The sequence below is a fragment of the Arcticibacterium sp. genome, assembly GCF_055134445.1.
The window spans coordinates 1-23992 of sequence record NZ_JBSRVI010000027.1; the positions used below are offsets into that span (position 1 = coordinate 1).

The following is a 23992-nucleotide window of genomic DNA, read 5'->3' on the forward strand; positions in this document are numbered from 1 at the left end:
CTTCCGATCTTGTAAAGGTTTTGAAGAATTTTAAGATTTCGATGGTATTCCATAGATGTTAATTCTGCACCTACACCATTGACGTCATTATCCATCCATGCCAGTACGTTAAAATATTGAAGAGCCCTTAAGCTTTCCTCTTCATTCATTTTAATCAAATGTTCATTAAGAGATAATTTCTTCCAAGAATCGTGTTCTTCAAGAAAGCCATGGAACGTAGCGGAAGCCAAAGTATTTGACTTGAAGAATTCCTCAAACTCTGGTTTTTTTAGGTTGACTTGGTTAGCATACTCCTTCCATTTACGCTCTACCATATCTGATGGCCACTGACCCAAAGCATCTGGATTAATGTAATTTATACAAATAACCCCATGTTCATTCTTTAATAAACTGGCGGTTCTTATACCAATTTGAAAAATCTCATTTTGAAGTATTGAAAGGCTTGAAGGAAAAACTTTCCGCTGATAATCCGTATAGACCTTATCCCAAAAATCTTGTGCCTCCGGAGTATTTTCAACAAAAATCTTGTCCGGTCTATAATCCGCTAACTTTTTCACCAAAGCTTTTAATTCCCGCTGCCGTTTGGGTTTTAGAATGTCATCATACTCACTGCTTTTAAAATCTGGGGTTTCTCCAAAGTGAAAGGTACCTAGTATCACAGCATCAATCTTGTTATGAGACTGAGCGTTCATGAAGTTAGGCACTGTCATTAAAAGAATAAAAATAATTCTTGTCATGGACATGAATTAACGTAAAAAAGCTGCCAAATGACAGCTTTTTTAAAATTTATGATTTGAATTTTTTAACCTACCGAACCTTCTAAAGAAATCTCAAGAAGTTTTTGAGCTTCCACAGCAAATTCCATTGGTAACTGGTTCAATACTTCTTTGGCATAACCATTGACAATTAATGCCACAGCAGCCTCTGTATCAATACCTCTTTGGTTACAGTAAAAAAGCTGGTCTTCACCAATCTTAGATGTGGTAGCCTCATGCTCTACAGATGCCGTTGAGTTTTTAACCTCAATATATGGGAAGGTATGTGCTCCACACTGATCTCCGAGCAACATAGAATCACATTGAGAGTAATTTCTAGAATTGATAGCTCGTTTTGATATTTCTACCAAACCTCTATATGAATTTTGGCTTTTTCCAGCTGATATTCCTTTAGATACAATCCTACTCTTGGTATTTTTTCCTAGGTGAATCATTTTCGTCCCAGTATCCGCTTGCTGATAATTATTGGTAACGGCTACGGAATAAAATTCTCCAATAGAGTTATCACCTTTTAATATAACAGAAGGGTATTTCCAAGTAATAGCGGAACCCGTCTCTACTTGAGTCCATGAGATTTTGGAATTATTCCCAAAACACAGCCCTCTCTTCGTTACAAAATTAAAGACACCGCCAAGACCATTTTTATCTCCAGGATACCAGTTCTGAACCGTAGAATATTTCACTTCTGCGTTCTCTCCCGTGAAAATTTCTACCACAGCTGCATGAAGCTGATTTTCGTCTCTTTGAGGAGCAGTACAGCCTTCCAGATAACTAACATAAGAATTGTCATCTGCCACTATAAGCGTTCTCTCAAACTGACCCGTTCCTGCCGCATTTATCCTAAAATAAGTAGATAGCTCCATAGGGCATCTCACACCTTTAGGTATGTAACAGAAGGAACCGTCAGAAAAAACAGCCGCATTTAAAGCTGCATAAAAATTATCTTTAACAGGAACCACAGATCCTAAGTACTTCTTTACCAATTCAGGGTGATCTTGGATCGCCTCTGACATGGAACAGAAAATAATACCTTTCTCTCCTAACTCTTTTTTGAAAGTTGTGGCTACAGAAACTGAGTCTATAACAGCATCCACCGCTACACCAGAAAGTCTCTTCTGCTCGTTTAAAGAAATCCCTAATCTTTCAAAAGTTTTTCTTAATTCAGGATCTACCTCATCCAAGCTATCAAGCGTCTTTATCTGCTTAGGAGCGGAATAGTACTTTATGGCCTGAAAATCAGGTTTTGTATAAGTTACATTAGCCCAATTAGGCTCAGTCATTTGTTTCCAAATTTCAAAGGCCTTCAAACGCCAATCTAACATCCATTCTGGCTCGTTTTTCTTCGCAGAAATAAACCTCACAATACTCTCATCAAGCCCTGGAGGAGCTTCATCTGCCTCTATATCCGTATAAAAACCGTACTTATAATCCGTGCCGGTAATCTCTTCCAGTAACTCTAAATCTTTTCTCATTCTTACTTGCTTAATGATATCACTCAGCAACTTAACATAAGCTTCGAGTAATATGTTCTCTAAATTAGAATTATTCTAACTAGAAATTTAAATTACTTGTCCAAATATCACATTGAGGTTAAATACCTCTCCTTCAAAGGTAATGGTAGTGGTTCCAGAAAAAGTTGCTTCTGTAACTTCCGTCAACACAAAAGATGGCTTATCAATAGTTCTACCTAGAAATATGAACTTATCAATCGTGATACTAGAATTATCTTGTGATAAGCTCCAAGTTGCTGCCAATATCTGATCAGGGTCACTTGGGTTACACTTTGTGGCTCCTTCCAAAAATTTATACGAAAAATCAGCCGATAAAACGATAACATTGTCCGTTATACAAGGGTTTTGGGAGGCTATAAGGTTTACTTCCAAACCATTTTGAGATTTCGCCGTCCCATCCTTTACCTTCCAAGATTTAGAACTATTATTGGTTAATAATTCAATTGTAGGTCTAGTCTCGGCAGGAACATCCGAATCTTTTTTACAACCCAAAATGAAAAGACCAACTAACAATAAAGCAAAAAATGTAGTTCTCATTATTTTAATTTAAGATATTCTAAAATATTATTGACAGCCACTTTTGAAGCATTTTCATCTCCAATAAGCAGCTTAAGTTTCTGATAATACTCCAACTGTTTTTCTTTCTTTTTAGTATCAAAAAGCAGCTCTTTTAAGTGACTTTTTATCATTCCAGAATTAAAGTTATCCTGAATTAATTCCGGCACAGCTGGCTTATCCAAAATAAGATTCACCAATGATATATACTTTATTTTTACCATCCTGCTTCCTATAAAATAAGTCAGTTTGTCAGCTTTATACACCACTATTTGAGGCACTCCAAACAATGCGGTTTCTAGTGTTGCCGTTCCAGATGTGACTATGGCAGCATCCGCATTTTGAAGAATCGAATATGTTTTATCGTAAACCAAAATTGAATTTGGGATGCAATCAAAGCATTTATAAAGCTCTTCATCAATCTCAGAAATAGCGGCCACCACAAAAAGCGTATGCTTAAACTGCCTTGCCACTTTCTTCAGTTCTGCGGATACCCTTTCAATCTCCTTTCTTCTACTCCCTGGCAAAAGTGCAACAATAGAATTATAACCTTCAGGAAGCTCATTTTTGAAATTCTCCTCAGGCACAAAAGCATTTATTCTTTCAATCAAAGGGTTTCCTACATACTTTGTATTGATTTCCCTTTCTCTAAAATAGGTCTCTTCAAATGGCAAAATCACCAAAAGCCTATCCACATATTTCTTTATAGACTTATTTCTAGAAGCATTCCAAGCCCAGGTCTTAGGAGCAATATAATATATGACTTTAAAACCTTGTTTCTTAGCCCATTTAGCTATTCTAAGATTAAATCCACTATAATCTATGAGTATCAAAACATCCGGAGAAAAATCTAATATTTGCTCTTTGCAACCCTTAAATAGATTTCTAATCCGTCCAAAATGCATTAAGAAATCAAGTCCCATATAGGCTAGTTCGGCGTAGTTTTGGGTAACCTCTACCCCGGCATCTTGCATATCTGAGCCACCCCACCCTCTTATTAAAGCAGTGGCATCCTTACGCTTAAGCTCCTTTGCCAAATTGCCGCCATGGAGGTCTCCAGATTTTTCTCCCGCAATTATGAAATATTTCATAATACTACTCGCCAAAATATTGAGCGTAGTGATTTTCTGTTTCGTGAAGCTTAACTTCAAAAAGTTTCACACCATACTTTTCTGAGAGTATGGGTTCTAATTGAGCCCAAATTTCTCTCGAAAATATTTCTGTGCTCGGCAGCTTGCCTTTTAAGAAATCGACATCCTCATTGAGATAGCTGTGATCTACCTTGTCTATAACCACTTCCCTCACAAGATCTTTTAGTTTCTTGAGATCCATTACGAAACCAGTATCTTCATCAATTTCACCAGTAACGGTTACATAAAGCGTCCAGTTATGACCATGAAGTCTACTACAAGGTCCAAAGACCTCGAAATTCTTCTCTTCCGACCACTTAGGATTAAAAAGCCTATGTGCCGCATTAAAATTCTCACGTCTTGTAATTCGAATCATTTCCACCTGAATTTCTGCAAAAGTAGCACTATTTTCCTATAACCCTTTTCACTATCGTATGTCAAAAAGACATTTTTATTCCAGCACTTGCCCATCTCCCCGGCTGTTCCACAAAACCAAACTCATAGTATTGATAATTGAGAATGTTATTTATGTCCATAAAAGCACTAAACCATTTCCTTTTATAATCAATTCTTGTATCCAAAAGATGTACTGGTTTGTAGCTCTGCACCTCTGATTTAGCATCCAAAGCAAAATCCCCCTCTCTCATTTTATAGGTATAATAAAGAGAAACATTTATGGATTTTGAAATACGATAAAAGGTACCAACTCCAAACTTATGTTTAAGAAAATTCAAGGTATAAAAAGATTGAAAGTTATCCTCTTTTCTATCCGCCACAAGATAAGCATAGTTTAATTGAACCTTCTGGAACCAGTTATTAGTATCCCCAAGCCTTTTAGCCACATTAAATTGACTTACCAATTCCAAACCGGCCATATTGATATTATCGATATTCTCCATGGTTGGCACATCTACATTTGGCCTTTTTATTTTATCAATAGCGTCCGTGGTTTTTTTATAAAAAACGGAAGCTGTCAAATTACTCCAACTATTAAACCTTTTAAATCCTAGTTCATAGTTAATCGCTTTTTCTGGAAGTAAATCTGGATCTGCTTTAACGGTAGATGTATTCAAGTAAAGCTCCGTAAACGTGGGGAAGCGTAACGATTTATTTGCCGTTCCATAAATGGAGACATTATCGAAAAGGGCGTAAGAAACATCAATTCCCGGATATATTTCAGTACCAAACTGCGAGTTGAAATTTATCAATGCACCACCCGAAACCAATAATTTATCCCAAGACTTTTGTTGCTCAAAATAACCACTGACATTTCGACGTGTCTTGGATTTAGAATAGAATATACCCGAATAATTTTTCACTTCTTTTGGGTTGGATAATTCATCGCCTAATCTATTACTTAAAATACCTTCCTCTCTCCATTCTACCCCTACTGAAGTGGCTCCAAAGTCAGACAAGTACCTCATTTTCCATTCCAAATCTATAACATTAGATTTATGAAAATTTACACTGTTTAGGGTCGTTGGGTCATCTAAATAATTATTGAAATCATATAGATCCTTCAGGTTTCTAATGGACGCTATCAATGTCCCTGCTAAATTGTTTGAGAAATTATGTGTTTTGGTCAAGGCCAAAAATTTCGTATTGGTCTCTTCATATTGATCGTAAAACTTAGGGTGATAAAAGTTAGAAGCTCCAAACTCATTACCCATTATACCACCTTGTAAGGTCAAAAACCCATATTTATCCTGAATACTCGTTTTTGCATAAAGCGTGTTTCGGTTAAAAGCGGTATTATGTATAAATCCATCCGAATGAATTTTGGAAACAGAAATGAAGCTATCCATCCTCTTGCCTGAAAACCCTAAATTAGCATCCAATTTATACAATCCATTTTCGCCTCCAGCAATACCGACGCTAGAGACATTTTTCGCTGATTCTTTGGTAATGATATTTATAAGACCAGAAAAAGCGTTGGGTCCATAAACCCTAGAAGCCCCACCTTGAACCACCTCTATTCTTTCAATCAACTCTATTGGGATTGGCAAATTAAGTGCATGATGGCCCGTTTGCGGGTCATTCATTTTAACGCCATCTATCAAAACCAAAGTTTGATCAAAGTGACCACCTCTGATACTTACATCGGACTGAACCCCAAAAGGAGACCTAGATCTTACATCTACATTAAGAGCATATTGTAGAATGCCATCTATCGTTTTCACAGGTGAATGTGATATTTCTTCAGCTGAAATGATAGAAACATTCCTAGCCGTTTTAATTATTTCAGACTGATTTATATTGGCAGAAACTTTTATTTCGGATAGATCAAGTGTTAAACTATCCTGACTAAAAGCATATTGACTCAAGAGAGTCATAAAAAGTATTTTACGAATCATAAAAATGTATTAAGTGAAATTTTAAAATCAAGAAACAACGTCTCGATTCCTTTCTTCACTACACATTTTACTCAATGCACGAAAATCAACCTTACCCGCCTCTGAATGCGGGATTTCATCCAACTCTTTAACAAAATTTGGAACCTTTGAACTTGGCAAGCATTCCCTAAGAAAAGCCGTCAATTCCTCCTCATTATTCCCTAAAGCAAATTTATTGGTCGTAAAATATAAGCTGAGCCTTCTATTTATCTCATCCTCCACCAATACCGCTCTCTCTACAGAACTAAACGATAGGGCTATATTTTCAATCTCTTGGGCATAAATATTTAGAGCCCGCCTATTGAACATTCTACCAGCTCTACCTTTTAATATTAGTCTATCTCCCTCGTCAAAATATCCTAAATCATCTACAGTACCTTTGTTTTTATATTCTCCAGATACATAAGGACTTTCTACTGTAACCTTTTCATCCTTAACGCTCACTTTCACTTGAGGAAATGGCTTACCTACCGAATGAGGATAATTATAAATATCACTACCTTGATGATAAGTAATATGACCTAACTCGGCAGCACCATAATATTCCGTCAATTTGGCATTTGGAAAAATATCTACTAGTTCCAAAGCGGTTGTAGAATTCAGTTTTTCGCCAGCGGTAACAATAGATTTTATACCATTATTTGCTCCGCTATCTTTTACCAATAGCCTGCAGTGAGAAGGAACAAGAAAACAGGAAGTAACGCCCTCATTTAAAAATTGGTTACGCCATTTTTTTGCACATTTTAACTGGCCCAAAACCAGCGTACCCCCCAACCACAAAATATGCAAAGCAGCGTTAAGATTAGCAGAATATGACAAAGCATCCAACACAAATACTTTATCTGAAGCTGATATCCCAAATACCGAACTTTGATATTCAAATGCCTTCTCCCAATTATCGTTGGTCTTCCAAACTCCTTTTGATTTACCTGTACTACCTGAAGTTAGTATTCCTATAAAGGATTTTTCGGGGATATCTTGGTCTCTAATTTCCGAAACTCTGCTTTCTGGAAAATCGTAAGGCATGACTAAAACTGGTTCATTAGAAAGGTTTTTAGCCAATACCTGAACTATCGTTTCAACTGGATTATCATTAAAAATAAAAGTGGCGTTTTCTGAGCCACTTTCATTACTCCTTCTTCTTATGGCCATCGCAAGTTCCCGATAAGACAGAGCTATCCCATTAAAGATGATCGCATCTTTTTCTGGGAATAAATCTGAAACTTTTAATACCTTGTCTACTATCACATTACATTCTCTATCAAAACTGCGGCACCGTATCCTCCGGCTATTCCAGCAGAAACTAAACCATATTTCTTTCCTGTAAGTTTCAAACTGCCTATTAAATTAATGATATTCAATGCACCTGAAGCTGCAAAAGGGTGTCCCATTGCTAAATTCCCACCCATAATATTTACTCGATTAGGATCCAAACCAAAATGGCTTATTAAAGATAATGGCTTACATGCAAAAGACTCATTAATTTCAAAGAGGTCTATATCGCTGGAACTCAAAGCATTTTCATTCATTAAATTTTCTGCCGCTAAGATACATCCTTCTGGTGCCATATTAGGATCAAGTCCTATGATATGAACGTCCATAACTTTTGCCAAAGGTTTCTTTCCTGTGCTTTGGTCTATTCCCCCTAAAAGTAATATGCCAGCCCCGTCATGATAATCTGCGGTATTTGTTCTGTCTATTAACTTATGGGTTTCCAAAGTCTTAAAAAAGGACAAATCCAATCCCTTCTTTATGGTTTGATCTATTTCCAAACATTCTTTAAAGGGAAGAACATGTGCTTTATAAAAATTTGATTCACTAAACTTAAGGCTCTTTAAATGACTCTCTACGGTCCATTTCGTCATGTCATCCTTACCAATATGGTATTTTCTCGCCAGGTTCTCAGCTGCCTTTCTAAGCCCTATTTCGTTTCTTGGAGAAAAATTAGCCGTACCTATATGCTTTTCTTCTATGAATCGAGGATCTCTATGATGATATGTTCTAAATGGCATAAGAGAATTGCTCTCTATTCCGCCCACTAAAACCATGCTATCTGAAGAACTTAACATAATCTTTCCCAAACCCTGTTTAAGGGCTTGATATGAACCGCCACATTGTAAGTCCACTGTAGAGGCTAGCACGGAGTCTGGCAACAAACTTTCCAATGCCGCGTATCTGGCCATATTACCCATGGTACCAATACTGTTCCCCAAAATCAGTTCTAATTCTATATTCCTAAGACTATTTCTTTCAATCAAGTTGTCAATTAGAAAAGCAGCCAAACTTTCACTTAAAACATTTTTATACATCCCCCCCATTTTTCCAGAGGGGACTCTTACTGCATCATAAATGAAAAAATCTCTTTGCATATTTCAAGCGAATATAGGGCATAAAAAAAGGCCGACCATTTGGTCGACCTTGATTTTCTTTAAGTACAATTAATACTTGTAAATCTTTTTAGATATTTTTTGGTCCCCCGTAAATATCACTACTTGGTAAGCACCAGGTGCAAATCCAGACACATCTAAAGTTAATTCTCCATTTTGGAAATCAACACTTTTGCTAAGGATTCTTCTGTTGCTCTGGTTATAAATAGAAACTGTTCCCTGCTTAGCGTTATCTACTCTTAAATTAATAGCGTCAACAGTAGGGTTAGGATAAACATTAACCACACCTACAGTACCACCATCAGTTGCTGCAGCTATTTTGAAAGAAGCCTTAGCTAAATCTGAGTTTCCAGCACTATTTACAGATCTTACTCCGTACCAATACGTTTTACCTGCTACCACACTAGCGTCAGTAAACATAGTTACATTCATTCCTGTCTCACCTATTTTAACCCAAGTAACACCTGCGTCTTCAGATTTTTGAACCTCAAAACCACTCTCGTTATTAGAATCATCTAACCATGTTAAATACGCTGCTCCATCTTTATTTACAGCATTTAGGTTAGAGGGTGCATTAGGTTCAGAAGTAAAACCTGGAGTTACCGTAGCAGACTCAGAATAATCAGAATCACCATAAACATTAAAAGCTTTTACTCTGAAAACATACGTTACACCAGCTTGAGTGGGCTTGTAATAAAATATAGCAATGTTTGGTTTTATTTTACCAATAATTTTATAATCACCAGCACCTACTTTCACTTCTACTATACTTCCATCTTCGTCATTAGCATACTCATTCCAAGTCACTAAGATTTCATCCAATCCTAAATGGTCTTTCTGTGCTTTAGCTCCTAAGTCTACAGGTGTAATAGGAGGTCCTAAAGTGGTTGCTGAAACTTGTCTTTCACCATAACCACGAAGCTTATGAAAATCATTATAAGCCGACAGTGTAATCGTCACTTTGGCCTTCATAGGAAGTCCAGTAATGGTGTAAGAAGTGGCATCTTTATAAGTAGCGAATATTTTATTCTCAACGGTACCGTCTCTTTTCTCGATTTGAACGAAAAGATTAATTTCATTACGAATCTTATTCAAACAAGGATAATCTTCTTGACCATTCAGCCATGACACCGTCATAGAGCTAGAAGTAATATCGTAAGGATCTGTAATATTATAAGGACCATCAGGAGCTAGATAAGCAGGTGTTCTGATGTTTAATGCCTCAGAATTTCTTATTCCAGTCTCATTTCTAGTAAGAATTACGAAACTATAATTTACGCCTGGATTTAATCCAGTTATTGTAAAAGTTCCTGTACCTGGTAATCCTGTTCTTATTATAACACCGTTCATCTTTAACTCTAATTCGTCAAATTGACTTATATCAGCAAAAGTAAAATCGACAGTCACTTTTTCAGGACAAAGATCTCTGTAAGTAAAACTTGTTGGTTGTGGCGGTAAAGCTCTATTCGTTTTAACGGTAATCGTATTACTTACTTTGTTATTATCTCCTTTATATGCTTGTACGTAAATCTGATAAAATGAATTAGCATCCAGACCTAAAATATTAACCACTTGTTCTGGAGACGACAATGTCAACGTTCTATTAAGAGTGAAAGAACTAGCTCCAACTTTTTTAATGTAAATTTTATATCCATCCTCTCCTGTTACTCCATCAACAATATTAATGGTAATAGAACCTTGAGTCTTATTTTGCTCTGAAATTGAAGTGGATCCTGTTAATGCAGTATAAGTATAAGTAGAACTCTCTGCAAATGGCGACTCTTCTAAAGTAGATATAATCTTGACCCTATACTTATAGGTAGAGCCATCAACTAAACCCGTAACAGGTAAAATATAATCCGTTTGAGGGGTTGTAGCATAAGCCACGTCAGCACCCGCTGACACCCAGCCACCTCCATTAACACTTACCTCTATAACAAATTTGGCAGTCCCTTCACTAACCAAAAAGGACGATTTACTATACACCCACATTACTTTTCCATCCACACCAGTTCCATTTGTCTGGAAACCAATCTGCGTTGGGGCATCAGCAGGTAAAAGTGGAGCGGCCAAGGCAAGTGAGCTTGACCAAGCAAAAAGAGCAAGGAAAACCAAGGTTATTCTCTTGGTTAACACGTAAGTATAATTTTTCATTTAAGAGCTTTTTATTTTATGGATATTGTAAAGATATATGTTTTAAATGGGCTTGTAAAAGCTTTTCTCACTAAAAGTACGGAAAATTATTTTACGGTTTAAACCGCAACTTCAAATCATCCACCCATCAGTAGTTTACGTGACTCTACGGCGGCTCTTACATCATGCACCCTAAGTATACTAGTACCACTTAATAACGCAACTGTATTTAGAATGGTGGTACCATTTAAGGCTTCTTCTTGAGTTATGCCTAACTTCTTCCAAATCATACTTTTTCTTGACAAGCCGATTAAAATTGGAAGTTCTAGTACTTTAAAAATATCTAATTCATCCAATAAATCATAATTCTGACGTACTGTTTTTGCAAAACCAAGGCCAGGGTCTATAATAATATCTTTAATGCCTAAACGGTTTAATTGAACGCACTTCTTTTGCAATTCTAAAAGAACCTCCTTGGTGAGGTTGTGGTATTGGGTTAAATTATTCATGGTTTGTGGGGTTCCTCTCATATGCATTAATATGTAGGGCACATTTAAAGCGACCACTGTTTCAAACATATTTTCGTCCAAGTTCCCTCCCGAAACATCATTAATAATGTGAGCACCTGCCTTGACCGCCACCTTCGCCACTTCAGCCCTAAATGTATCTATTGAGATAATAATGTTTGGGGCAACGGATCTTATGTTTTCAATAACAGGTAATACCCTATCAATTTCTTCCTGAACACTCACTTCTAAAGCTCCTGGACGAGTAGAATACCCCCCAACATCCAGCATGTCGGCCCCTTCTTCATACATTTTAGAAATTAAGTGGTCTAAAGCATCCTTAGAAGACACCCTGCTCTTTTCATAAAAAGAATCTGGCGTTGCATTTATTATCCCCATTATTTTAGGAATACTAAGGTCTATGATACGATCTCCCGCATTTATCCAGTTTTTCATTTTGATAAAGAAAATGGCTTCGCAATATTCAATTTAGAGAGATTTATTTGCCTTATTTTTATAGCTTTGCAAAGCAACAAAAAAACGCTCCAATACCAAAACATGCAAGAAACTCAGAAAGAATACAAAAGCATTATTACCAAATGCCAAGATATATTTTCAAAGAAAAACCTTGATTATGGTACTTCATGGAGAATACTCCGACTGCCTTCCATAACCGACCAGATTTTCATTAAAGCACAAAGAATTAGGACGCTTCAAGAAAATGGGTTCTCAAAAGTAGACGAAGACCAGGTTTCTGAGTTTATCGGAATCATAAACTACTGCGTTATGGCTTTAATTTTGATAGAAGAAAATGGGACTAGCTCTTCGGACTTGCCATCTGCCTATCAGAAGGAGATAGATCAAGTTATGGAGCTTTTATTTAACAAGAATCATGACTACGGCGAAGCTTGGAGAGATATGCGTGTAAGTAGTATGACCGACATCATTTTGATGAAACTTTTAAGAATAAAGCAAATTGAAGACAATGAAGGCAAAACCTTGATTTCTGAGGGCGTTAAAGCCGGCTATCAAGATATTATCAACTATGCCGTTTTCTGTTTAATACACTTACAGAACAAAACAAACAAAGCATGAAATTAATTGCAAACATTGCAAGAGTCCTTGTGGGCTTAGAATTTATATTTTCCGGATTCGTAAAGGTGGTAGACCCCTATGGCACCGGCCTTAAATTTCAAGAGTATTTTGAAGTATTTGCTGCAGATTTACCGGCATTCTCTGGTTTGTTTGAAATCTTAGCCAGTCAAAGTCAAATACTATCCCTTATTTTCTGTGCATCAGAGTTGATTCTTGGGGTTGCACTTTTATTTTCATTCAAAATGAGGAAAACAGCTTGGATAGTGTTGGCACTCATGGCATTCTTCACATTCCTTACATTCTATTCTGCTTTTTTCAATAAAGTAACCGACTGTGGTTGTTTCGGAGATTTCCTAAAACTGAAACCATGGCATTCTTTCTATAAGGATATTATAAGCTTAGTGGTTATTTTGGTTATATTTTTTAATCGTAAGCGTTATAGAACAGCACCTTTTGCCAAAACCGCTACGATAGTTGCCACAGTTGTGGCCTTTGGAATAGGACTTTATGCCAAAAGATATCTTCCGCTCTTAGATTTCCTTCCTTATGCTAAAGGCTTAAGCCTTCCTGAGCAAATGAAACCTACTGGAGTAAAACCAATCATTTCCTACAAGTTTTATGACAAGGTAAATGACGAAAAAGTGGAATCTCTTGAATATATTATGGATACCACTCGGTATAAATATGTCTCTTCTGATGTTCTTAATGAAGATCAATTGAGGCCCAAAATCACAGATTTTGGCGTTACCGATATGGATGGAAATGAGTTTACTGAAGATGCTTTTATGGGTAAAAAGCTTTTTATTATCATTAAGAAATTTGACAAAATCAGTACCGAAGAACTTAAGGAAGCCAAAATGTTGAGTGAAAAACTCAAAGAAAATGACATCCAAAGCATGCTGTTAACTTCAGCAATTATATCCGACATAAAAAGTAGCTTTAAGGAAAACCTCCTTCCTGCTAAACTTTTTAATACGGATGAGAAGGTTTTAAAAGCTATGGCCAGAACAAATTCCGTTTTGATTTTGTTGGAAGATGGCATGGTAAAAGGAAAGTGGAGCAGCCACAATATTCCTAACCAAAACAAGGTTTTAGAATTATTAAACCATTAATCAAGTACAACGACAAAGATTTAAAGAATGACCACTAATATTTATATGTTAGGAATGCCTTCGTCAGGCAAAAGTACCTTAGGAAGAAATTTAGCGAAAGAACTCGATTACGATTTTGTAGATTTAGATCGAAAGATAGAGGTAAGTGAAGGAAAACTAATTGAAGAAATCTTCAGACTAGAAAGTGAGGAGTATTTCAGAAAAAAGGAATCGGAGCAGCTAAAAAAAATTCCCCGAGATAGCAAATTAGTTATAGCCTTAGGAGGTGGCACTCCTTGTTACTTCGACAACATGGCTTATATAAAAGAAAGTGGTATAAGCATATTTCTTAATGTATCTCCTGACAAACTAGAGGAAAGAATACGTACTTCCAGAAGAAATAACAGACCCATGTTTAAGCTGGAGAATGAGAATCTTCTGGATACTTTAACAGCAACCTATAACGACCGGATAGACATCTATAAGTCTGCTTCCATCATCATAGAAGGCGATACAGATGCCCATACTATTCTCTGGATACTGGAAGCCCAGTTTCCAAGAAATCAAAACTAGATCGGGTTTCAAAAAAAGAGCCGTTTTCATTGAATGAAAACGGCTCTTTTGCTTTTATATTCTATTGAACTCACTGACGACCTTTATTTAACTCGTCTTGCCAATTTTTCAATTCATCCCATTTTCCATCCCGAGCCAAAGCTGCTTGAGCTGGCCAAGTAGTAGGATCATGCATCTGAAACCTAGAACCTGCTTCTGAAAGGATATTTCTCAAAGTATCTGACGAGGCCGCAGCCAGATCCGCAAACGTATAAATGCCTGCATTATGACACAAGCCTTCTATTTTAGGGCCAATACCTTCAACCACTTTAAGATCATCTTTCTTAGTAGGCTTAGGAGCCATTGAGGCCACTGGCGTGCTTACACCCACCGCTGCCGCGGCACCTGCCGCAACTCCAGCAGTAGCCGCTGCAATTTTAGCTTTTTTGCAGTCTGCCAAATCTGTTTCTAACTTTGCTATCGTAGTTTTATAACCATCTACATTAGCACTTCCAGAAACCTTGCTTTTCCTGCATGCTTCAAGCTCTCCTTCCAAGAAGTTTATTCTATCTTGAAGTTCTGAGGCATGTGATTTATATCTGTTTATCTGATTCTGAAGCCACCACCATAATAACAATAATGGTATTATACAAAGTAAAAATATATCCCAAGGGAAATTTGTAATTAAACATTCAATATTTTCCATCTCTTTATTCTGATTTTTAATTCGTGATTATTCTGCCAATCTGATGGTGGCTCTTCTATTTTGTGCTCTACCCTCAGGAGAATCATTAGAGGCTATTGGGCTTTTCTCTCCCATTCCAGAGGTAATGATCTGCGATGCCTTAAAGCCTTCTGAGACCAACATTGTCTTTAGTAGTTCTGCTCTTTGTACAGAAACACGTTGATTGGTTTCATCGCTACCTTCACTGTCGCTATGCCCAACAATACTCAGGCGTTTATCGGGGTAAGATGCCAAATACTTTTTAGACGTGGCTAGAAAATTATCAATTTCCGCCGTTCGAGAAATGCTTGATTTTGCAGTTTCGAAATAAACGTCTAGCGGAGTAAAAAGAAGTTTTTCTTCTTCTGCTATCTTCATCTGTACAGTATCTTCTGCCATTTGGGCAGTATCATCATCAGTCAAGCCATCGGATGATTCCATGGGAATCGCTATCGCGGTACTATGACCGTCATAATCTCCTACAGAACAATGGGGTTTACGCTGACAATTCCAAAACCAACTATACAGAAGAGCCCACAACAAAATAAGAAGTGGAATCAAGAATCTGTTCATGATTGTCAAGGGGTTTAAGGTTTTAAAAAAAAGCCAATGGTGAAAGCTTCACTATCAGGCTTATAAATATACAATTATCACGGACAAAATGACACCCACCTAAAAAAAAACAGGTCAAATTCTCGTGAATGGAGAATTCGACCTATAAATTTTATGAATAAGATAATACTTATCTATTCATTGTCAACAAAAACTCTTCGTTGCTCCTTGTTCCTCTCATTTTACCTAAGAGAAACTCCATAGCCTCCATAGCGTTCATGTCTGCAACATATTTTCTTAGCAACCAAACCTTATTCATTTCATCTTTATGCATCAGAAGGTCTTCTCTTCTAGTACCAGATGTCATAATATCAATAGATGGGAAAACACGCTTATTAGCCAATCTCCTATCTAACTGAAGCTCCATATTACCAGTACCTTTAAATTCTTCAAAGATAACTTCATCCATTTTTGACCCAGTATCTATAAGAGCCGTAGCTATAATAGTTAATGAACCTCCATTTTCAATATTTCTGGCAGCACCAAAAAATCGTTTCGGCTTGTGAAGTGCTTTAGCATCTACCCCTCCAGATAATATTTTTCCAGAAGATGGCACCACTGTATTATGGGCTCTAGCCAGTCTTGTGATAGAGTCAAGAAGAATAACCACATCATGACCTGACTCTGTCAATCTTTTGGCTTTTTCGAGCACCATTCCTGAGACTTTAACGTGCTTATCCGCAGTTTCGTCAAAAGTAGAAGAAATAACCTCCGCTCTTACGCTTCTAGCCATATCTGTTACCTCTTCAGGACGCTCATCTATTAATAAAATAATAAGATATATCTCTGGATGGTTTCTTGTTATGGCATTGGCTATCTCTTTTAAAAGTACCGTTTTACCAGTCTTAGGCTGTGCCACAATCATTCCTCTTTGTCCTTTTCCAATTGGAGCAAAAAGATCCAACACCCTCGTAGACATAATATCTGGCTTGGTGCTCAACTTAATTTGTTCCTCAGGAAACAAAGGTGTTAAATACTCAAAAGGAACTCTATCTCTTATTTCTTCAGAAGTTTTTCCGTTTACAGAAATGACTTTCAACAGAGCAAAATACTTCTCACCATCTTTCGGAGGTCTTACGGTTCCATTAATGGTGTCTCCAGTTTTAAGGCCAAACAATTTTATCTGAGATGGAGAGACATAAATATCATCTGGGCTAGCCAAATAATCGTAGTCTGGAGATCTTAAGAAACCGTAGCTCCCTTCAGACATTATTTCTAATACCCCTTCATTATCTATAAGACCGTCAAATTCTTTAATAAGATTATTGAACTGACGTTTTATTCCTTTAGAATAGTCATCTCTCTTTTTCTTTTCTACAGGATCTATTTCTTCCTCTTCCTCATCGTCGTTAGATAACCCTAGATCCTCATCTGTAATATCTGGAATTTCTTCCTCTAAATCCGAAAGGTCTATATCATCATAATCATCGTTAGAGCTCGAGTTAGAAATATCAGACTGGTGGTCTCTTGAGTCTTTCTCTGAGGGAGCAGAAACAGGAGCTTTTCTATCCGAAACGGGTCTATCTGAAACAGGATTCTTATCTGGGGTTGGCCCATCACTCCCCCCTCTCTGAATTCTTTTTCTAGTTCGTGGCCTCTTTTCAGATGTAGCTTCTTCACTAGATCCATCGTTAGACGCTGGAGTAGCTTTTGAATCCGAGGAATTGCTTTCTAGAATTTTATCAACTAAACTTTTTTTATTTAAGCCCTTGATATCTATTTTCAACTCCGTGGCAATAGTCTTAAGCTCTGGCAAAAGCTTCACCTTTAATTCCGATTCTTGGTACATGTAAATGATTTTAAAATAAGACGGGATGGTATATCAGTACAAACTGACCCAAACACATTCTTTGAAACTTAAGTTAAATTTGATTTCAAATTAATTTGATGATATCGGTTATTGCTGAAATTGATTTTAAGAAAAAATAGCAACTCCCTAATTCTTGAGACGAAACCTCCGAGGTCTTTTGGATTCCGTTGCAATGTTAAAACGAAAAAAAATAGAAGTCAATATATTTCTATAAAGATTTTCATTAATATCCATAAAAATCATAAAATTCCCTCAAAAACTCTTTTTGCAGGACCTTTTAAGAAAATCTCACTGAAGCTCTCATCATCATTAATGCTAAAAGATACATTTAGCTCCCCTCCTAGAGTAAGGATATTAATAGGTGAAGAACACCCATCTTTCACATATCTGTCTAACGCACATGCCGTAACTCCAGTACCGCAGGAGTAAGTTTCTGCCTCTACTCCTCTTTCGTATGTACGTACTTTGATACTATTCTCGTCCAGCACTTCCACAAAATTCACGTTAGTGCCTCCTTCCGAAGTCCAAAAAGTATTATTCCTTATGGCCGCACCTTCCATGTCTACATTATAAGCATCTAGCTGGTCTATATATTTTACGACATGCGGAGAGCCGGTATTATAAAAACGAAGTCCATCCTTTAAAGTAACCTTCATGGTATCGGTCATTTTTAATGATACCACTTCCTCCTCCACAGAAGCTTCATGCACACCATCCACTGCCATAAAAGTAGTTTGTTCCTCAAAAACACCTAAATCATGAGCAAATTTAACAATGCACCTTCCGCCATTACCACACATACTTCCTTCTCCTCCATCTGCATTATAATAGACCATTTTGAAGTCATAGCCTTCTTGGCTCTGTAACAAAATCAAACCGTCTGCTCCAATACCGAACCTTCTATGGCAAAACTTTTCAATTTCCGCTTTAGAGAAGTTAAATGTCTGCTCTCTATCATCTATTAAAATGAAGTCATTTCCAGTACCCTGATATTTATAAAATTTCATAATGCTAAATTACGATTCTCCCCTAAATAAATTACAAAAAAAGCCGCCTTATCAAGGCGGCATTTTCCAACACAAATTATGAAAAAGCTATTACTTATATTCTTAAATATTTTATTTCTGTTCTCTAATTTTAGCCGCTTTACCATGCTTACCTCTTAGGTAATAAAGCTTAGCTCTTCTCACTTTACCTCTTCTTAGTACCTCAACTTTCTCGATACTAGGTGACAAGATAGGGAAAATTCTTTCAACACCAATGCCGTTAGAAATTTTTCTAACAGTAAAAGTTTCACCATTTGTTCCGTAATTCTTTCTCTGAATTACAGCACCTTGGAATACCTGAATACGCTCCTTGTTACCTTCTGTGATACGTACGTGAACATTAACTGTATCTCCTGCTTTGAATTTTGGGTGCTCAGTTTGTTCTCCGGCGAGCTCCTGCTCAACCATTTTAATTAAATCGCTCATTGTAATCTTTTATTATTAAATTTTTACATCTAAAGAAAGAGGCTGTTGATCAGGAATAATTACAGCGTAACTAGAAATAGGCTGCAAAGGTAATCTTATTTTCGATATTTTCAAACGCCTAACTCAAAGAATATTAAGCTTTTCACGATGAACAAGGGAAGAATTACTTCAATTATCTAATAACATCAAACTATCCTTAATTTTACGGCTTCATAAACCATAAAGTATGATAAGTTTCCCGAATGCCAAAATCAACATCGGACTGCATATAACCGAAAAAAGAGATGATGGCTTTCATAATATTGAATCTATTTTTTATCCTATCGACTGGCAAGACGCCCTAGAGGCCACTCCTGCCCCAAGTATAAAACTTGACAGTTCAGGTTTAGCTATTCCCGGAGCTGAAGAAAACAACCTTATCATCAAGGCTTTTCATATACTAAAACCATTGATAAAGACGGGTGCCGAGGTTCACTTTCATCTGCACAAGGTCATTCCTATGGGGGCTGGCCTAGGTGGTGGTTCGGCCGATGGAGCATTCGCTTTGAAGTTATTAAATAACATTTTTGAATTAGGTCTAAGCGTTGAAGAGCTAGAGCATAAAGCAAGTCTATTGGGCAGCGACTGCCCATTTTTCATAAAAAACAAACCTGTTTATTGCTACGACCGGGGTATAAAATTCAAAGACATTGATCTTAAACTTTCCGATTACCACATTTACGTAATCAACCCAAACATACATATTAGTACTGCCGAAGCCTATAGCTGCATCACCCCTTCTAAGCCTAAACATCATTTGATGGATACCATAAACCTACCCGTATTGGAGTGGAAGCATATCATTCAAAATGACTTTGAAATCCCATTGGCGAAAAAATATCCTAAAATAAAGGATATAAAAAAAGAACTTTACGAGATGGGAGCTGCTTATGCCGCTATGACCGGGAGTGGTTCTACCGTTTATGGGATTTTCAAAAACGAAATAATAGCCAACTCTTCTTTCAAAAACTTTAATACCTGGCAGGGTAAAATGCTCTAATGCTTCATAAAACCAAAGGTATTGTTATAGGTTATATTCCTTATCGGGAGACCTCCATCATTGTCAAGCTTTATACAGAACTGTTTGGTATACAGAGCTATATTGAAAACGGTGTAAGAACCGCAAAGGGAAAAAACAAGGTAGCCTTATTTCAACCCATGACTTTGCTAGACTTGGTGGTTTACCATAACGACAAAAAAGACCTTCATAGAATTTCTGAAATCAAATGCCACACCCCCTTACTCTCCATCCCATATGACATCAGGAAGTCCAGTATTGCTATATTTTTGAATGAAGTGCTGCATAAAACACTCAAAGAACATATTGACAATGAGTCTATGTTCTTCTTCTTGTATCAGGCCATTTTAACACTAGATTCCCTTGAAAAAGGCATAGATTCCTTTCACCTCACTTTCTTAGCAAAGTACTCGTATCATTTAGGGTTTGCTCCGCAAGATTCCGCCGAAATAGAAAGGCAGTTTAAAGAGTTTGATATTCACATTCCGGTGGAAACGGAGACAAAAAAGTATTTGAATCAGCTTTTCAAGTCCGAATTAACTGACCCTATTTTTGTCAATAAAGCATTTAGAAACCATCTATTAGATGTGCTTTTGGCATTCTACAGGATTCACCAAGAGGAATTTGGAGAACTTAAATCACTCCAAGTTTTAAGGCAACTGGTAAGTTAAAGCCTTTGTTTTAAAAGAAGAGAAACGTATTTCTTGGTATTTCTTACCTTTTCACCTGACTCGTAAAAGGAAATATACCCTGAGCCAGCTTCCTTCAAACACCCCACTTGCTCTAATACTCTTTTTACCTGACTTGCTGTTCCTTTATTCCCGTCAATCGTTTTGAGGTACCCAAACATCTTTTCAATGAGGCTCTCATAAAAAGTAAAATGGGTACAACCCAAAACCATGAAATGAAATTCTGGTGTATTAAAAGGACCTATCTTCTCCTTTAGATAAGCTTCTACCTCCACCCCTTCGAAAACGCCACGCTCGGCAAATTCTACAAGCTTTGGAAGAGCTACATTAGTTATCCTGTCTCCAATCCCCAATTGATTAATCAGCCTTTTATATCTATCGGCTGCTAAAGTTATGGGGGTGGCTGCCGCCAAAATTCGTTTTGTATTTTCACTGAAATCAGCAGCCACTTTCACAGCAGGCTGGATGGCCACTATTGGGAAATCATATTTTTCTCTAAGATATTCCACAGCCACATTGGTAGCGGTATTGCAAGCCAAAACTATCATTTTGGCTCCTTTTTCCCTTAAAAAGAGTACGGCATTTTCTACAAAAACTAGGATTTCCTCAGGCGTTTTATACGAATAAGGCACATTTTTAACATCTGCATAATATGCAAAATCTTCATTGGGCAACTTTTTAGTCAGCTCATGAAGTAATGTTAATCCGCCAATTCCTGAATCAAAAACACCTATCAATTTTTATGGGTTTAGACAATTTTAAAATGATATGAATCGGCTCAAAAATAAACCATCAATTTTCATCTTCCAATTGATGGCTTAAATTTGAAAAAAATTATCCCATTTTAGCCAAGGCTTCTTCTAAGGCTTTAATCTTAGATTCGGCATCTGCCAATTTATCCCTTTCTCTTTGAACCACGTCTGCTTGGGCATTATTCACAAATCGCTCATTGCTCAATTTCTTTTCTACTGACATTTTGAAACCACGGGCATATTCCAGCTCTTTAAGCATGTTTTCCTTCTCCGCTTCTTCGTCTAGGTTATCTCCTAGGTCTAAACCATACTCATCTGCCTTTAGCACCATGGTTAGTCCTGTGGCTTCTGTGACGTAACTAATCTCTGAAAGGTTACCCAACTTTATCAAAAGGCCTGCTAACAATTCAAATTTTGCTTTGTCTTCCGTTTTAATATTTAAATCCAAAACTTCTTTAGGCGATATCTGCTTCGATTGGCGGGTGTTTCTAATCCAAGAAACCACTTCAAAAAGTTCTTCAAATTGACCCAACAAAGTTTGGTTTACATCGCCACCTTCTGGGAAGCTCGCTAAACATATTGATTCCTTTTCTCCCCTTTCCTGTAAGTTCTGCCAAATTTCCTCTGAAATAAAAGGCGTCCAAGGGTGAACCAAACGCATCAATTCATCAAAGAAAGTAATGGTAGCCTCAAAGGTACCTTTGTCTATTGGCAAGCTTTTACCATCTACATATGCTGGCTTAGCCATCTCTAGATACTGCGAACAGAAGTCGTTCCAGATAAGATTATAAGTACTTAAAAGAGCATCAGACATACGATATTTATCGTAATGGTCTTTCACTTCAGCGACAGTTTGATTGAGTTTTGACCTAAACCATTTAATAGCTGGATTTTCAACTGCTGTAGCAGTATCTGTCACCTCCCAACCCTTCACCAACCTAAATGCATTCCACATTTTGTTAGAGAAATTACGGCCTTGTTCACAAAGTTTTTCGTCAAATGGTAAATCGTTTCCGGCTGGCGAACTGAAAAGCATTCCTGTTCTTACGCCATCGGCACCATATTTTTCCATCAACTCAATAGGGTCTGGAGAGTTCCCTAAAGATTTTGACATTTTACGCCCTTGCTTATCTCTTACAATACCTGTCAAATAAACATTCTCAAAGGGTTTGTCTCCTCTATATTCATAACCTGCTATAATCATTCTAGCTACCCAAAAGAATAATATTTCAGGGGCTGTAACCAGATCATTGGTTGGATAATAGTAATTAACGTCTTCATTTTCTGGGTTTCTAATGCCGTCAAAAACGCTGATAGGCCATAGCCAAGAGCTAAACCATGTATCTAAAACATCCTCGTCTTGCGTCAAATCTTTCTCGCTAAGAGCAAACAGCTGATACTTATCTCTGGCTATCCTTAAAGCTTCTGTTTTGGTTTTGGCTACAATACACGTTCCATCTTCCATGTAGAAAGCTGGGATTCGGTGTCCCCACCAAAGCTGGCGACTGATACACCAGTCACGCACATTCTCCATCCAGTGACTGTAAGTGTTTTTAAACTTACCAGGAATAAGTTTGATGGTATCGTCCATCACGTTTTTCAAAGCAGGGTCACTTAATCGCTCCATTTTCAGGAACCATTGAAGAGATATTTTAGGTTCTATCACCGCACCCGTTCTTTCAGAAGTACCCACATTAGAAGTGTATTCTTCTACTTTTACCAAATGCCCAGATTCCTCAAGCATCTTCATGATCTTCTTTCTCGCCACAAACCTATCCTCCCCTACTAAAATCTGAGCATTCTCATTGAGTTTAGCGTCATCCGTCAGTAAGTCTATAACTTCTAAGTCATGCTTTTTCCCTAGTTCAAAATCATTTTGATCATGAGCTGGCGTTACTTTTAAGCAACCCGTTCCAAACTCCATCTCTACGTATTCGTCGGCTATTACTTTTATCTCTCTATTGATAAGCGGAATCTTAACCGTTTTCCCAATCAGTTTTTGGTAACGTTCATCTTCAGGATGAACACAGATAGCAGCATCTGCCATGATGGTTTCTGGTCTTGTGGTTGCTATTACCACATCGCCATCAGCACCTTCATATCTAATATAGACCAGCTTCTGCGGTTTTTCTACCGTGATTACCTCCTCGTCCGAAACCGTAGTTTGAGCTTGTGGGTCCCAGTTTACCATTCGGTAGCCTCTGTAAATATCTCCTTTTTGATGAAGGTCCACGAAAACGTCCATCACAGACTCATACAGAGCCTCTTCCATGGTGAAACGGGTTCTATCCCAGTCGCATGAAGCTCCTAGTTTTCTCAACTGACTAAGAATGATTCCGCCATATTTCTCGGTCCACTCCCAACAATACCCTATAAACTCTTCTCTGCTAAGGTCTGCTTTGTTTATGCCTTTTTCTTTAAGCATGGCCACCACTTTGGCTTCTGTAGCTATAGAGGCATGGTCTGTTCCAGGTACCCAGCAGGCTTCTTTCCCTTCCATTCTGGCCTTACGAATAAGCACATCTTGAATGGTGTTATTCAGCATATGTCCCATATGAAGCACTCCTGTGACGTTTGGCGGAGGAATTACAATGCTGTAAGGTTCCTTGTCCGGATTAGGTTTTGAAGAGAAAAACTTGTTTTCAATCCAATACTCATACCACTTGTCCTCAATTTCTTTGGGATTATACGTCTTTGAAATTTCCATTCCTGCTGCTTATTTATAAGACCGATTAAAGGGTCGTTAA

At 37.4% G+C, this 23992-nt stretch carries 22 protein-coding genes; 5 read left to right on the forward strand and 17 right to left on the reverse strand.

Annotated elements, in window-relative coordinates; translation table 11 throughout:
• The 10 genes from ACTBZY_RS03340 to folP all read right to left on the reverse strand — a co-directional run.
• Positions 1–737: DUF5694 domain-containing protein (locus ACTBZY_RS03340; RefSeq protein ID WP_463044914.1), on the reverse strand; the 737-nt coding region annotated here is incomplete at its 3' end.
• A gap of 65 nt (positions 738–802) precedes the next feature.
• Positions 803–2248 (reverse strand): Fe-S cluster assembly protein SufB, encoded by a 1446-nt coding sequence (sufB, locus tag ACTBZY_RS03345; RefSeq protein ID WP_463044915.1) that lies wholly within the window; start codon positions 2246–2248, stop codon positions 803–805.
• Positions 2249–2335: 87 nt separating this feature from the next.
• Positions 2336–2824, reverse strand: coding sequence for a hypothetical protein (locus ACTBZY_RS03350; RefSeq protein ID WP_463044916.1), 489 nt, complete (start codon positions 2822–2824; stop codon positions 2336–2338).
• Positions 2824–3933 carry a lipid-A-disaccharide synthase gene (gene lpxB, locus ACTBZY_RS03355; protein ID WP_463044917.1) on the reverse strand — a complete coding sequence of 370 codons (1110 nt, stop codon included), beginning with the start codon at positions 3931–3933 and terminating at the stop codon, positions 2824–2826. The genes ACTBZY_RS03350 and lpxB overlap by 1 nt, the downstream gene beginning before the upstream one ends.
• Positions 3934–3937: 4 nt before the next feature.
• Positions 3938–4348, reverse strand: coding sequence for a 6-pyruvoyl trahydropterin synthase family protein (locus ACTBZY_RS03360; RefSeq protein ID WP_463044918.1), 411 nt, complete (start codon positions 4346–4348; stop codon positions 3938–3940).
• A gap of 61 nt (positions 4349–4409) precedes the next feature.
• Positions 4410–6326, reverse strand: coding sequence for a TonB-dependent receptor plug domain-containing protein (locus tag ACTBZY_RS03365; protein ID WP_463044919.1), 1917 nt, complete (start codon positions 6324–6326; stop codon positions 4410–4412).
• Between the two features lie 27 nt (positions 6327–6353).
• Complete coding sequence (locus ACTBZY_RS03370) at positions 6354–7613, reverse strand: AMP-binding protein (RefSeq protein WP_463044920.1); 1260 nt, start codon at positions 7611–7613, stop codon at positions 6354–6356.
• Entirely contained in the window at positions 7610–8734 is a 1125-nt protein-coding gene (locus ACTBZY_RS03375; RefSeq protein ID WP_463044921.1) for a thiolase family protein, read from the reverse strand. Before ACTBZY_RS03375 ends, ACTBZY_RS03370 begins: the two co-directional genes overlap by 4 nt.
• 69 nt (positions 8735–8803) lie before the next feature.
• On the reverse strand, positions 8804–10906 hold the full coding sequence (locus ACTBZY_RS03380; RefSeq protein ID WP_463044922.1) for a T9SS type A sorting domain-containing protein: 2103 nt from the start codon (positions 10904–10906) through the stop codon (positions 8804–8806).
• Positions 10907–11022: 116 nt separating this feature from the next.
• Entirely contained in the window at positions 11023–11847 is an 825-nt protein-coding gene (gene folP / locus ACTBZY_RS03385; protein ID WP_463044923.1) for a dihydropteroate synthase, read from the reverse strand.
• Positions 11848–11949: 102 nt separating this feature from the next.
• Here folP and ACTBZY_RS03390 point away from each other — a divergent pair, with 102 nt between their 5' ends.
• Genes ACTBZY_RS03390 through ACTBZY_RS03400 form a run of 3 tightly spaced genes read left to right on the forward strand, consistent with a single transcriptional unit; the run spans position 11950 to position 14150 of the window.
• Positions 11950–12486, forward strand: a complete 537-nt coding sequence (locus ACTBZY_RS03390) for a DUF1599 domain-containing protein (RefSeq protein WP_463044924.1) — start codon at positions 11950–11952, stop codon at positions 12484–12486.
• Positions 12483–13598, forward strand: a complete 1116-nt coding sequence (locus tag ACTBZY_RS03395; protein ID WP_463044925.1) for a BT_3928 family protein — start codon at positions 12483–12485, stop codon at positions 13596–13598. The genes ACTBZY_RS03390 and ACTBZY_RS03395 overlap by 4 nt, the downstream gene beginning before the upstream one ends.
• Before the next feature lie 27 nt (positions 13599–13625).
• Complete coding sequence (locus ACTBZY_RS03400) at positions 13626–14150, forward strand: shikimate kinase (RefSeq protein WP_463044926.1); 525 nt, start codon at positions 13626–13628, stop codon at positions 14148–14150.
• A gap of 70 nt (positions 14151–14220) precedes the next feature.
• Here the strand turns inward: ACTBZY_RS03400 and ACTBZY_RS03405 are convergent, their stop codons facing one another.
• From ACTBZY_RS03405 to rplS, 5 genes are all read right to left on the reverse strand, one after another.
• Positions 14221–14835, reverse strand: coding sequence for a hypothetical protein (locus tag ACTBZY_RS03405; protein WP_463044927.1), 615 nt, complete (start codon positions 14833–14835; stop codon positions 14221–14223).
• A 27-nt stretch (positions 14836–14862) separates the two neighbouring features.
• Positions 14863–15426 carry an OmpA family protein gene (locus ACTBZY_RS03410; RefSeq protein WP_463044928.1) on the reverse strand — a complete coding sequence of 188 codons (564 nt, stop codon included), beginning with the start codon at positions 15424–15426 and terminating at the stop codon, positions 14863–14865.
• Positions 15427–15595: 169 nt separating this feature from the next.
• Positions 15596–17254 (reverse strand): transcription termination factor Rho, encoded by a 1659-nt coding sequence (gene rho, locus ACTBZY_RS03415; protein ID WP_463044929.1) that lies wholly within the window; start codon positions 17252–17254, stop codon positions 15596–15598.
• A 260-nt stretch (positions 17255–17514) separates the two neighbouring features.
• Entirely contained in the window at positions 17515–18282 is a 768-nt protein-coding gene (dapF, locus tag ACTBZY_RS03420; protein WP_463044930.1) for a diaminopimelate epimerase, read from the reverse strand.
• 111 nt (positions 18283–18393) lie between these two features.
• Positions 18394–18747: a 50S ribosomal protein L19 gene (gene rplS / locus ACTBZY_RS03425; protein ID WP_463044931.1), complete on the reverse strand. Its 354-nt coding sequence runs from the start codon at positions 18745–18747 to the stop codon at positions 18394–18396.
• 226 nt (positions 18748–18973) lie between these two features.
• Between rplS and ispE the strand changes: the two genes are divergently transcribed.
• On the forward strand, positions 18974–19786 hold the full coding sequence (gene ispE / locus ACTBZY_RS03430; protein WP_463044932.1) for a 4-(cytidine 5'-diphospho)-2-C-methyl-D-erythritol kinase: 813 nt from the start codon (positions 18974–18976) through the stop codon (positions 19784–19786).
• A complete protein-coding gene (gene recO, locus ACTBZY_RS03435) occupies positions 19786–20475 on the forward strand; it encodes a DNA repair protein RecO (RefSeq protein ID WP_463044933.1) in 690 nt (229 codons plus the stop codon). Before ispE ends, recO begins: the two co-directional genes overlap by 1 nt.
• Here the strand turns inward: recO and murI are convergent.
• Entirely contained in the window at positions 20472–21230 is a 759-nt protein-coding gene (gene murI, locus ACTBZY_RS03440) for a glutamate racemase (RefSeq protein ID WP_463044934.1), read from the reverse strand. The genes recO and murI overlap by 4 nt on opposite strands.
• Before the next feature lie 97 nt (positions 21231–21327).
• Positions 21328–23952, reverse strand: a complete 2625-nt coding sequence (locus ACTBZY_RS03445; RefSeq protein WP_463044935.1) for a valine--tRNA ligase — start codon at positions 23950–23952, stop codon at positions 21328–21330.
• Positions 23953–23992 lie beyond the last annotated feature (40 nt).